General features: G+C 38.7%; 10 protein-coding genes. 6 read left to right on the top strand and 4 right to left on the bottom strand.

The features are described 5' to 3' along the window. Window positions 1–197: 197 nt before the first annotated feature. The gene (locus tag QNH17_RS17180) at window positions 198–1,358 is read left to right on the top strand and encodes a M15 family metallopeptidase domain-containing protein (RefSeq protein WP_283873753.1); all 1,161 of its coding nucleotides are present in this window, start codon (window positions 198–200) and stop codon (window positions 1,356–1,358) included. Window positions 1,359–1,505: 147 nt separating this feature from the next. Next, a complete protein-coding gene (locus QNH17_RS17175; protein ID WP_283873752.1) occupies window positions 1,506–3,755 on the top strand; it encodes a SpoIID/LytB domain-containing protein in 2,250 nt (749 codons plus the stop codon). A gap of 76 nt (window positions 3,756–3,831) precedes the next feature. Here QNH17_RS17175 and QNH17_RS17170 read toward each other — a convergent pair whose 3' ends face one another. Genes QNH17_RS17170 through QNH17_RS17160 form a run of 3 tightly spaced genes read right to left on the bottom strand, consistent with a single transcriptional unit; the run spans window position 3,832 to window position 5,649 of the window. Further along, on the bottom strand, window positions 3,832–4,545 hold the full coding sequence (locus tag QNH17_RS17170; protein WP_283873751.1) for a 2OG-Fe(II) oxygenase: 714 nt from the start codon (window positions 4,543–4,545) through the stop codon (window positions 3,832–3,834). Then, entirely contained in the window at window positions 4,535–5,077 is a 543-nt protein-coding gene (locus QNH17_RS17165; protein ID WP_283873750.1) for a methylated-DNA--[protein]-cysteine S-methyltransferase, read from the bottom strand. The genes QNH17_RS17170 and QNH17_RS17165 overlap by 11 nt, the downstream gene beginning before the upstream one ends. A 17-nt stretch (window positions 5,078–5,094) precedes the next feature. Next, window positions 5,095–5,649, bottom strand: a complete 555-nt coding sequence (locus tag QNH17_RS17160) for a bifunctional transcriptional activator/DNA repair enzyme AdaA (RefSeq protein ID WP_283873749.1) — start codon at window positions 5,647–5,649, stop codon at window positions 5,095–5,097. A 243-nt stretch (window positions 5,650–5,892) separates the two neighbouring features. Here QNH17_RS17160 and QNH17_RS17155 point away from each other — a divergent pair, with 243 nt between their 5' ends. The 4 genes from QNH17_RS17155 to QNH17_RS17140 all read left to right on the top strand — a co-directional run bounded on the left by QNH17_RS17155 (window position 5,893) and on the right by QNH17_RS17140 (window position 10,911). Continuing rightward, on the top strand, window positions 5,893–6,717 hold the full coding sequence (locus tag QNH17_RS17155) for a formate/nitrite transporter family protein (RefSeq protein ID WP_283873748.1): 825 nt from the start codon (window positions 5,893–5,895) through the stop codon (window positions 6,715–6,717). A 182-nt stretch (window positions 6,718–6,899) separates the two neighbouring features. Then, on the top strand, window positions 6,900–7,898 hold the full coding sequence (locus QNH17_RS17150; protein ID WP_283873747.1) for a VanW family protein: 999 nt from the start codon (window positions 6,900–6,902) through the stop codon (window positions 7,896–7,898). A gap of 56 nt (window positions 7,899–7,954) precedes the next feature. Further along, window positions 7,955–8,992, top strand: coding sequence for an alpha/beta fold hydrolase (locus QNH17_RS17145; protein ID WP_283873746.1), 1,038 nt, complete (start codon window positions 7,955–7,957; stop codon window positions 8,990–8,992). Window positions 8,993–9,153: 161 nt separating this feature from the next. Beyond that, window positions 9,154–10,911, top strand: coding sequence for a bifunctional metallophosphatase/5'-nucleotidase (locus QNH17_RS17140; protein WP_283873745.1), 1,758 nt, complete (start codon window positions 9,154–9,156; stop codon window positions 10,909–10,911). 54 nt (window positions 10,912–10,965) lie between these two features. Here the strand turns inward: QNH17_RS17140 and QNH17_RS17135 are convergent, their stop codons facing one another. Then, window positions 10,966–12,648 carry an MFS transporter gene (locus QNH17_RS17135; RefSeq protein ID WP_283873744.1) on the bottom strand — a complete coding sequence of 561 codons (1,683 nt, stop codon included), beginning with the start codon at window positions 12,646–12,648 and terminating at the stop codon, window positions 10,966–10,968. Window positions 12,649–12,777: the final 129 nt, after the last annotated feature.

Here is a 12,777-nt window from a genome sequence, read left to right as displayed (position 1 = left end):
ATCAGTATCATCTTAATTGTACCATATTTTTCGGGAGTTTGCTGACTTTACTCGAAATATGTAGATGTTTGTCGGAAAATATAAGAAAAAAGGATGTGAAGGGTATTTTTTCCTTGTAAAATTATAGATTATTTTGCAAATTTTGATATAATAACATAGTCATATTTAATCAGAAAAATAATGTAATAGGAGGAAAAATGAGATTTTTTGTTAAAATTTTTATTTATACTATGATATTAGCACTAGTTTTCCCATTGATTATTCCTAATGAAAAAGTTCTTGCTGCTACATGTAAAGGCTTGACGCCTTTAACAGATCCTGTTGCACTTAGAATGGATCAGGGTGAAATGGTAATTTGGGAGAATATTCATCCCAATCTGCTTTCGGCAAAAATAAAATATGAAAAATTGCTGAAAGCCAAAGGCTGGAAGATCCAATATAAATCGGTCTATCGTCCTTATCAATATCAAAAGCACTTTTATGAAATTGTAAATGGTGTTTCATCAAAGTGTATACGGTCGGAACGCAGCAAGCATGAACTGGGGACATTGGTTGCTAAGCCTAGCACAAAAGCACCGCATATAAGAGGAATCGCATTTGATGCCATAATCTTTGATAAAAGAGGAAAGCCGTTAAATGGGTTACACTTCGTAAGTGCTTCTCTCAAAAAAATAGCAAAGCAAGCTGGTCTAAAATTTATTAGTACAAGCAGGGATGGTGTCCATCATGAACTGATTACTACGACCGTGCCAAAAGTTACAGAGAAGGGTCCGTCTCCTGTACAAACTACATATCTAGTAAAAGGGAAGATAACTTACAAAACTGGACTTGATGTGAAAAACTTCCCATATAATGCGGCCCCTAAAATAGGAAAAGTACTATTAAAAGAGAATGTTGAAATTGCCGCAAAATCTGGTGATTGGTATAAAATAAAGTATGGAAAAGGGTATGGATGGATTAAAAGAGGAACTAAAAACCTCACCCTGCTTCCTTATATGCCGATCATATCAAGTCTAAAGATTAACTATGATGTTAATTTGTATGATCAGCCAACAATTTCAAAGAAGCAAACAAGATCAATCGTTCCGCAAACAGTAAAGGTTATGAAAAAAAGCGAAAATGGATGGTACCTCATTAATACCACATTAGGGGCGAAATGGGTTTATATTAATCCCAGACCATTGAAATATCTCCAAGTACCTAAGGTGGTAAACCTATATAACAAGCCGTCTGCTTCCGTCAAGTCAAGTGGGAAAATCACTCCTCGAAAAGTGAAGGTATTCGTTGACCGAGGCGATGGCTGGTATCAAATTTCAACCAGTTCGGGTGCTAAATGGATTCAAATTACTGCTCGCTAAGCTCACCTATTTTAGGTGAGCTTTTTTTCTATTATTTTACGTTAATAGGACTTAATACTTACCAATATTATCATGTTGTTGATTAATAGATTCATAAAGTATGATTATGATAAATAGTGATTATGCTCATATGAATGGAGAATGTTAGTGATAAGATTGACTGCAGGTTTTCTAGCTTTTTTACTATTATTTAACTTACTAAATATAAAGATGTCAGCCGAAAGTATAGAACCAAAGATTAAAGTGAAATTGGTTAATTATCTCGGGAATAAATCAGAGATTACAATAAAACCAGCAGGTGATTATTTTATTGAGGATTCAACTGTCAGGTTAACCTCAGGAAAGTCGTATCTCGTAAAGTATGATAATAATAAAATAACATTAATCGACGGAACCACATCTTTATATAGCGCAGAAATAGTCAATTTATTGCCATCAAGCGAGACCGATTATTTATCTATCAATAATCGGAATTATTTAGGTTCATTTCAATTTGTCCCTGAAAATTCAAAGTATGTTCGGCCAATTAACGAGATTTATATGGAAGATTATTTAAAAGGTGTTGTCCCTTCTGAAATGTATGCAAGTTGGAACCGTGAAGCCCTAAAAACTCAGGCGGTGGCTGCTAGAACCTATGCACTCTCCTATAAATCGGTGACGATTGATGATACGATTAATTTTCAAGTATATGGTGGTTTTACTTGGAATCCCAATAGTACAGCTGCAGTGGATGAGACAAAAGGGGAAGTCTTAAAGGTAAATGGCCGGCTCATTAGTGCCGTTTTCTCTGCAAGTAATGGCGGGAAAACAGAATCGAACGCGAATGTCTGGGGCTCATCGCCTCTCTCATATTTACCCATTAAAGAGGATCAGTTTGATGCAAAAACTGCTTGGAAATTTTCTGTTAGTAAACAACAATTTAATCCTACTGGTTTGACATGGAGTCAAATGAAGGAAAAAGATATAACGATTATCAATACAATAAAAGCATGGATGTCCACTCACGGCTATGCTGGAAAAGAAATTAAAATAACGGCCATTCCAGAATTAAGCTTACACACTCCAACATCAGGCGGTCGTGTTTCTAAAGGGAATATATCGGTTGAATTCTTAACAAAAGATAGCATTGACGAAAATGGCGCATATATTCCTCAAAAATTAGAATACAAAAATGTCGCAGCTTCACAAATTCGTGCAATGGTCGGCAATCGGATGATGTTGAGTTATCTTGTTTCAACCATCGTAGAAACAGCTGAAACCATTACAGTTTCAGGATTTGGTGATGGTCATGGGGTTGGTCTAAGTCAATGGGGTGCACAGAACCGAGCCAATGCTGGGCAAAAATACAATGAGATTCTAGGCTTTTATTATGTTGGTACAGCACTTGTAAAAGAATATAGTGACAGACCTGTGCCTGTTATTGAAGTTCCTATTGAACAAACAGAACAAACAACGCCAATTACAAATGAACAAGTACAACCAGATTCAAAGGAGCAGACAACCACTGGTGGAATTGAGGATGTGCAACAAGAATCAGATTCAACGGAACAGTCTACTGCAGGAGGAACTGATGAACAAGCAGAAGTAGAACCGATAGTCGAAACACCATTGAGACCAATTACAGACGAAATAGCTCCCACGATAAGTGAAGTCAAAGTAAATTTTGATTATTTAAAAAATAAAACACTTGTTAGTTTTAGGACAAACGAAAAAGCAAAAGTAACCGTTTATCTTAAAGACAGTAAAGGCAATATTTTCACTTATTTATTAAAAGATGCCCTTACTGAAGCAGGATCAATTTCCAAAGAATATAACAGTTATTCTTTAGCTAACGGAAAATATTATGCAGGAATTATTACCGTTGATTTAAGTAATAACAGGTCGTCGACATTGCCATCTTTTGAAGTAAACAAAGACAAGACTGCTCCTAAATTTAGCAGTGTTAAGGCCAGCATTGATAACAAAAAAAATAAAGCCCACATTACTTTTAAAACGAACGAAACCGCTAAGGTGACTGTTTATATTAAAAACAGCTCAGGTAAAATCCTAAGTTATTTGAAAAAAGATATCCTAACAAAAGCAGGAACCATTAATCAGGATTACAATACCAATTCACTTGGAAATGGGAAATATTCGGTTGTAATGTCAGCGACGGATACAAGTAAAAACCGTTCGACCGTGACAACTAGTTTTGTAGTTAATAAAGTTGTCAAAACAAAAACGGGTAAAGTGACTGTGTCTCGGCTGAATGTCCGTACTTCAGCTTCAACCAAAGGCAGAGTGATTGGGTCGCTAAAGAAAAATCAAACGGTAACGATTGTTTCTACAACCGGGTCATGGTATAAAATCAAATATGGTAAAACGACAGGGTATGTTTCAAAATCTTATATAAAATAATAAGGCAGAGTCTTCTGCCTTTTTTACGTATAATGGACACTCTTTCCCCGATCTGGAATATTGTTGGTTTTCGCTTTTATTTTGCATCATGAAAAATAATCCCCAAGCCATAGCGCGTACCAGAAGACACGGTGCTTACCCCATGTCTTACAGAAGCCCGATAATAGCCACGTGTTCCTTCAATCGGACGATAATTTGTTGGAAAGATGAGGCCTTCACCTTGTTCAAGTGTAATCACATGTCCTCGGCTTTGGGCCCGAGGCCTTTGTTCGACCAGGATCGATTCACCGCCATTATAGTCTTTCTCCCGTTGATTTAGAACAAATAGCACTTGAAATGGAAAGTAAACATCACCATACAAATCCTGGTGCAAACAGTTGTAGCCGCCGGTTTCATACTTAAGAATTAGCGGAGTGGACCGTACTTGCCCCTGGGCATTGCAATGGTCGAGAAATTCGGACAGTCTACTCGGATACATGGGCTCTTTTCGAAGTTGCAGTAACCAGCGGTTCGCTGCTTTGGCAAGTTCAGGGTAGAAATTCGTCCTTAGTTGTTGCAGTAACGGTGGGAGAGGAGCTTGATAATATTTGTATTCTCCTTCCCCGAATCTGTATCGTTTCATATTTATGGTGCTCCGAAAATTGGATGGATTATTATATGTATGAATCATTTCCTGGCATTGGTGCGGGTCTAATACGGGAGGCAACTTTGCAAAGCCCTGTATATCTAGCAAGTGATGCAAATCGTCCCAGTCCAGTGATTCAATCCTGTCAGAGATATTATTTGGCATGGGTGTTCAATCCCTTCGTGTTGGAAGGCACTTTTTCCAAATCCAATAGCTTTGCTTTCATCTCCAAACCGCCACGAAAACCAGTGAGTTTACCATTCTTTCCAATCACCCGATGACAAGGAACAGTGATTAAGATTGGATTGGCTCCGATGGCAGAGGCCACGGCCCGAACAGATTTAGGTTTTTGAAGGAATTCAGCAATCTCCGAGTATGTATGTGTACACCCGTAAGGAATTTCATGTAATGCGTTCCAAACAGATTGTTGAAAAGGAGTTCCGTAAAAGTCCATTGGAAAGGTAAACGATGTTCGTATTCCTTGAAAATATTCGGCGAATTGGTCAGCATATATATGCATCCGTTGATCATCTTGTTCCAATTGGTGCTGAGGGAACTTTTTCTGCACCCAGTTCCTTAATTCCTCAAAGCCCTTGTGGTCTGACCCAACATAACAAAGTCCTTGGGTTGTTGCTGCAAGATACATTTCCCATGGACCATGAACAAACAAACTCCAATAAATGATTTTTCTATCCATAATAAAATCTCCATTCTTTATTCATTTCTGTTCATATGACGATATTCTGATGGTGTAAAGGTTGTTATTTTTTTAAATAGTGTGGCGAAATGAGCTGGATTTGATATTCCTACCTCCATACTGATCTCGTTTATGGATGTGTCTGTTTCTTTAAGCAACTGTTGAGCCTTAGTTATGCGAGTCTTCTGGATATATTGAATTGGAGTTATCCCTTTAATAAGCTTAAATGTCCGTTGCAAATGATAGGGACTTCCGTGACAAATATCTGCTAAGCTTTCCAATGTTAGTGGTTCTTTAATATGCATGTCGATGTACCTAGCAATTTGAGCTGCCCATTCTTCATTGGGCAGGCGAAGTCCATTTGGCTTGCACCGTTTACAAGGACGGAATTGTTCTGCCAAAGCATGTTCTGCTTTTAAAAAAATCTGGACATTGTCGAATTTTGGAGTTCTTGATTTGCAGGATGGACGACAGAAAATCCTTGTAGTTTTAACCCCGTAAAAAAATTGATTATCATATGAAGAATCATTATTAATAATGGCCTGCCATCTTTCTTCTGTCAGACTGTTCATATCCGTGCAAACCTCCTTAGATGTTTGACTTTCACTTTAACACTTTGATAATCAGTATACCTCTATTAAAAGAGGGAAGTAAGTAATTTTGAATATAAAAGCAAGAATACAAAGATAAATGTAAGCGCTATAAAATAGTTAAAGAAATATTCACAGGATTTTAGAAGAATTTGTTATAAAATAAATATGTTAAATATTTCACAATATCAAAGAGTCTAGTTTATTTAAAAAGGAGTCCTTCTGATGGGATACAGTAAACCCGAAAAAATTATGGAAATTACCATTGAGAATGGAGTGAAAAAGTCAAATTACCCTCTAATACAAACTTTGATATTGGGTTTTGAAGCAGGTGCCTTCATTTCGTTAGGTTATTTACTTTACATCCGTGTGACTGCAACTCTCACAGGAAATATAGAAGGGTTAAGCAGCTTGATTGGTGCCTCTGTTTTTCCAATCGGTCTTGTCCTTACCTTGCTAGCTGGCGGAGAACTATTAACCGGGAATATGATGGCAGTTCCGATAGCTAAGATGGCAAATAAGATTAGCACCAGGCAGGTGATTTATAATTGGTTCCTTGTAACGGTTAGTAACTTTGTCGGGGCTTTATTTGTGGCTTACTTTTTTGGACATTTGGTTGGACTCACGGAAACAGGACCATTTTTGGAAAGAACCATTAGTATCGCTGATCATAAATTAGAAGCTACTTTCCTCCAAGCCTTCATTTCGGGGATAGGCTGTAATTGGCTCGTGGCAGCGGCTGTATGGCTTTCGTATGGAGCAAATGATATGGTTGGAAAAATTACCGGTATTTGGTTTCCAACGATGGCTTTTGTCGCGATTGGTTTTCAACACGTGGTAGCTAATATGTTTGTGATTCCTGCGGCCATATTTGCAGGCCATTTTACTTGGTTAGCCTATATAGAGAATTTTATCCCTGTTTTTCTTGGAAATGCGGTGGGCGGATCGGTATTTATTGCTACGGCCTATTGGCATGCTTATAAGAAAAATGAACTTACTTTAACTGAACCAAAAGTGATTCATCCTATAGTGAAAAGCAATATAAGATAACCGCCAATATGCAGAAAAAATATTTTATTTAGCTATTAAGCTCCTAATTAGGGGCTTTTTTTACATTTAAAAACACTTATCAATCATATTGACATGTTATTGCGAATAAAATCGGAGAATGAATGGACTTCATTCGGAAGTCCAAGATCATGCATGAAAATATAGGATAAGAGGTTGGGCAAATGAAAAAACGTTCTTGGTTAATTACAGTTTTAGTTAGTTGTAGTTTTTTAGGATTGGCCGGTTGTACAGAAACATCCGTGAAAGAAAAGGCGGTGGAAGAAAAAGTTACAGCACCAAAGCAAAATCCGGTCCAAACACCGCAAGAAGAATCTCAAAAGGAAGAAGAACCCAAACCGATTATGGTCAATGTGATTGACCCCAATACGAAATCGATTATCAAAAGCTTTCTTCCAGTTGACCTGGGATTTGGATCTAATAACGATGCATATAAAAAGGAACTAGAGAAGTGGGCAAAGGACTTGGCAAGAGGAACGAAAACTACACCTGGCTATGACCAACGAATGGTGCTCGATAAGATTGACTCAAAAGGTCAAATCATTAAAGGGAAACCAAGAATTATTTTAGAAGAATCCGAGTTGGTTGAAAAGGTATTAACTGCATCAGCAGCGGGAGGCGATGTGGAACTGCCTCTTTATGTGACCGAGAGCGGGTATAAGCCGGAAGATGTGACCCATTTAGGAGAAGTGGTGGTTGCAACCTATACCACCAGATTTAATAGTGGGGTAGTGGGCCGGTCCAAAAATATTGAACTGTCAGCAGAGGCGATCAATAATGTCATTGTTGGTGCAGGCGATACTTTCTCCTTTAACACGACAGTTGGGCCAAGTGATGCCGCGCATGGATATCAAAAAGCAAAGGAAATCGTGAATAAACAACTAGTCGACGGAATTGGCGGTGGGATTTGCCAGACTTCCTCCACTTTATATAATTCAGTGGACCAATTAGGTGTTAGTTATCTTGAAAAGCATCACCATTCCTTGTCAGTTGGTTATGTCCCTGCGGGCAGAGATGCCACCGTCTCCTATGGCGGGCCAGACTTCAAATTTCAAAATACGACTGGGGCACCATTTCTCATCAAATCCATTTACAAAAAAGGCTCATTAACCATCGAAATAAGAACATCAGCAGCTTTCCAAGGTCTGATTGTGAAACATTAACATGGTGCCTGACACCATCTGCGGTTTACTACAAGTAAAGAGGAGGGGCTTGGATTTTGGGGTTGTTTTCGAAGCGGGAGTTTACGATTGCTGATGAAGGTATTGATTTGGTTGACAAGATAAACTTGGGTGGAGTGGAGCATTCTGTTCTGATCCAGGGTAATGATGCAACAAAGCCTTTGTTGTTATTTATTCATGGCGGGCCCTGTATGCCGGTTCCGGGCGTTGTTTCAAGAGGTCAGGATCATGCTGTTTCCATTTCAACAAACGAGCTTGTTAAACATTTCGTGGTAGTGTTTTGGGACCAACGAGGAGCAGGGAAAACCTATCATAAAAATACCCCCAAAGAGTCCTTTCGAGTCGAGCAATATATTCGTGATTGTCTTGACTTAATCGATATCTTAAGAGGTCGTTTTATGAAAGAAAAGGTTTATTTAGCTGGTCACTCTTGGGGAACGATTATCGGTTTATCGATCGCATCCAGATACCCAGAAAAACTTCACGCTTATTTCGGCATATCGCAAATTATCAATTGGCAGGAAAACGATCAGATTTGTTTTGATTGGTTATTTGCTCAGGCCGAGAAAGCCAATGATCGGAAAACACTTAAGAAATTAGAACAACTAGGCCGCCCGCCATATCTGTTATTGAAACAATGGACCGATTTCCGCAGGCCCCTAATAAAATATAATTCGATGGTTTATGAAAGTGAAACAGTGAAGCATCCAGGCATGCTTGGCAGTTTAAAGCTTTTCTTAAATAGCCCAGAATACTCCATGAAAGATATCTTCCATACACTCTATAGTTCCTACAAATTAACCTATACCCAAGCATTAGTGGAGGATTTTGCACAGGTTGATTTTAAAAAAACAAAAAGGTTAGAAGTACCTCTGGCCTTTTTACACGGGGCAAAAGATGTTCATGTAGACGGAAGATCTGTTGAGCAATATTTTAACGAACTCGATGCTCCGCTTGGGAAAGAATTGGTTTGGTATGAGAATTCGGGGCATATGTTTCACCCAGACGATACAAAGAAAATTGAAAAGTTTGTTATCGATTACGCAAATAAACAATCTGAAATATTGGTGGTTTAACGATTAAAAGTATATTTTAAAAAGCCCGCTATTTTGTCTTCAACCTTGAAGTTGAAGAAAAGTAGCGGGTTTTTTCCATTTATTATATGGAGATATGCATATTGCTTCCATTGAAAACAAAAAATACCATGGTCCATTTATAAAATAGTAGGAGGATTTGCATGGATTGGTTTAAGAAAGCATTTATATCATTAACTCTCGTTATATTATTCGGAGGGTTAGAAAATCTAAGTGTTGCAGCTAGGGACCTTAAAGAGTCAGAATATCCAGATCAAACGATGCGTCAAACCCAGTCTGTAGAGGCAAGCAGACAAAAACCAACGGAAACAAAAGGTCAAGGCTTATCGGAAAGCTATCATGGTCACAAATCCAATCGTCCGGAAACGAAAAATCCTAAAAAGAAAAAAGCTCCTGCAACGAATAATCGTTTTATTCCGATTCAATTATTAGGAATTAATGACTTGCACGGGCAATTAAATGTAACCCGGAATGTTAACGGAAAACCAGCGGGCAGGGTAGATTATCTAGCTGCTTATTTAAAACAGCGTGAAGCAGAAAACAAAAATACGCTGTTGATTCAAAATGGAGACATGGTTGGAGCCAGCCCGCCAGTGTCTGCCCTATTACAGGATGAACCGACGATTGAAATCTTGAACAAACTTGGATTTGATATCGGAACTGTTGGTAATCATGAATTTGATGAAGGGGTAAACGAATTGCTCCGCCTAATTAAGGGTGGGTCACATCCGAAAACCGGCAATTTTGCAGGTTCAAATTTTCCATGGATTGTAGCGAATGTAATCGATGAAAAAACCGGCAAAACGATCCTGCCTCCTTATCAAGTTATCAAAGTAAATGGAATGCCGATTGGCTTTATAGGTGTTGTGACAACCGAGACGCCGACGGTAGTTGTCCCAAGCGGGGTAGCCGGATTAAAGTTCACCGATGAGGTAGAAGCAATCAACCGGAATGTAGCGGAGTTGAAAAAACAAGGAGTAAAATCGATCGTTGTTTTAGCTCATAACCCAGGGACATCAGGTCCAAATGGAGAAAATCCAACTGGGCAGCTGGTGGATATTGCCAATCGGGTCGATGATGAAGTGGATATCATTTTTGGCGGTCATAATCACGCACATATGAACGCAATGATCGATAATAAGTTAGTGGTTCAATCCTATTCCTATGGGACCGCATTTTCGGATGTGGATATTGAGATTGATCCAAAAACAAAGGAGATCGTCTCAAAAACGGCAGAGATTGTAACCACCTTCCAGGAAGGAATGAAGCCAGATCCCGAGATTAAACAAATGATTGAGGGCTATGAAGCAAAAGTGGAACCCATTGTTAACCGGGTGGTCGGCTCTACAGCTCAAAGTCTGACAGCAAAACAGAATGAGAACGGAGAGTCCGTTCTTGGGGATTTCATTGCAGACGCACAACGAAATGCGCTAAAAACGGAATTTGCTTTTATGAATCCTGGCGGAATTCGTGCTGACATTGATCCTGGCGAAATAACTTGGGGAGAAGTTTACACCGTTCAGCCTTTTAATAATGACCTTGTCAAAATGACGATGACCGGACAGCAGATTCGTGACTTGTTTAACCAGCAATGGAGTGCAACCAAGACGAACATGCTGCAAATTTCTGGACTAACGTATACTTGGGATGCGAATAAACCAATTGGACAACGGATAGTGAGTATGAAGCTGCCTGATGGCACAGAATTAGATCCAAATAAATCCTATTCAGTGACAGCGAATATATTCCTTTCTGGCGGCGGCGACGGATTTACCGTATTCACCCAAGCTCAAAACAAAGAAATCGGCCCTAATGACCTGGATGCGTTAGTGAACTTTATCTCAGCACAGCCTAAACCATTCACTTATCAAATTCAAAATCGTATTCAAAAGGTTCAGTAAAGAGAAATAGGGTGTCAGGCACCAATTGGTGCCTGACACCCTATTTTTGTTTCCTTATTGTAAGGCTTCGATTGCTAACTCTTTGGCGGGAAGGAAGTCTTCTCCGGTGTCGAAGTATTGAATGTTTACTTTATCTCCTTCTTTTAGGTAGATAGCGAGTGGAGCTTTTTCTGAAGAAATGATAAAGTTTTGGCGGTTGTTTAATAAGAATGAGACAATGGTGAAATCTCCGTTTTTCTCCTTATAGACTCTCATCACTGTACCGCCGATTTGTTTTTCTTGTGCTTTCGAGCTTCCGTCTACAGTGCCTTTGCCCCTTTGTAAGGCGGTTTTATATTGTTTAAGTGCCTCATTTGGAGTGCTGGCGTATACTGAAATTTCTGGGTTCGCTGCAGACACAATAAAGTAATTTTGCAGAAAACCATTTGAGTCTAATACAGGTGTTAACCAACTGGCTTCACCATAAAAATTATAAAGAATCGGCATTTGACCAAGCCATTTCTTTTCAATAAATTTCTTTTCAATGATCTGCAAGGCCCCTTGTGAATCCATATAAGATTGCTCTGGATTTCCGGTATAGAAGGTTGCTTTTCCTGTCCTTGAATTGGTCAGTGAGTACCCGAGCATGGAATCGACGCCTTCTTTAGGGCTTGTGAAATCTGTAAAATAGTACATCTGTCCATTTTCATCAAAGATGGGGCTTACATTTGACTCAGTGCCTTCATCCGATGGGAGTTTCACGTCAGATTTACCGAAGACACTATTCCAAAATCCATGAACAAGGTTCCCGTAATAGCTGTTTTGCAAACTAACCGCTTCAGGCGAAACAGCGCCATCGATAAATTCCGGGACATCTGCTAGTGGATAATCTTTCATTGCTCCATTCTTTGAATCGACGACGACTAGCCCCTTCGCTGTAAATCCATTTCGTGCGGAAATAAATCCTCCATAAGTACGGATGTAAAAGGGTTTTCCATTCTCGTCAATTTCTAATTGAACATCCCCAAAGAAAATTTTCTTCGGATATTTCATGCGAATATGCCGCTCAATATTTTTATTAAAAAATGAGGAAGGGGTAAATATCATTTCTGACTTGATAAATTTAGGATTAGCACTAGAATCCGTTGCACTTAAGGTAAAGTAACCAGGTGTACTTTTTCCTTTCCACCATTTAAAAAACCCGGAAAACTCTACAGGGGCAATATACACATAGTCATCGTTCAGCTTTTGAATTTGCAGGTTCCCAAGTTCATAGTAGCTTGTGTTCGGAACTTGTCCGAACGCTTTTTTCATTTTATTACGTGCAAACTGCGGTGGAACACTGGCAGGTGTCTCTTTCTCATCAAAAGTTTGAATCTCTACCTTTTCATCCATCTTGGCAACTTCATACTTTTGATCAGCATTAAATATAAAAGCGGATAAGAAATAAATTCCAAGGCCTAGACTTGCAAGGAAGAGAATTCCTTTGACTATTCTTTCTGTGCCTTTGGCAAGAACGGCGCCAGCAGCTGTTAGAATGATAGCTAAGGGCCATACCGAGGTGAAATTTCTATCGAAATTAGTAAAATAATAGAATACAAACACTGCTATCATGAGTATCAAAACAAGTGCAAGGAAGAAGCCGTTATTGAGTGTTTTTCCCTCTTTTTTCCTTTCCTTTTCATGTTTAAAAATTGGTATTAGAACAAGCGCAGCAGCTATCCCAATAATCAATGTAAATAGAAAAATGTTCCCCATAAAAATGCCTCTTTTCAATTTGGTCTTTCTTCATATACGGATACTCAATCAAATTAGTTTCATTTTTTAAAAATAATAGACTTGAAATATAATAGAGACTATACTATTATTAATTACATTGATTCACTA

The organism is Neobacillus sp. SuZ13 (genome assembly GCF_030123365.1).
GTDB lineage: Bacteria > Bacillota > Bacilli > Bacillales > Cytobacillaceae > Neobacillus.
This window is presented reverse-complemented; position numbering and strand designations above follow the sequence as displayed.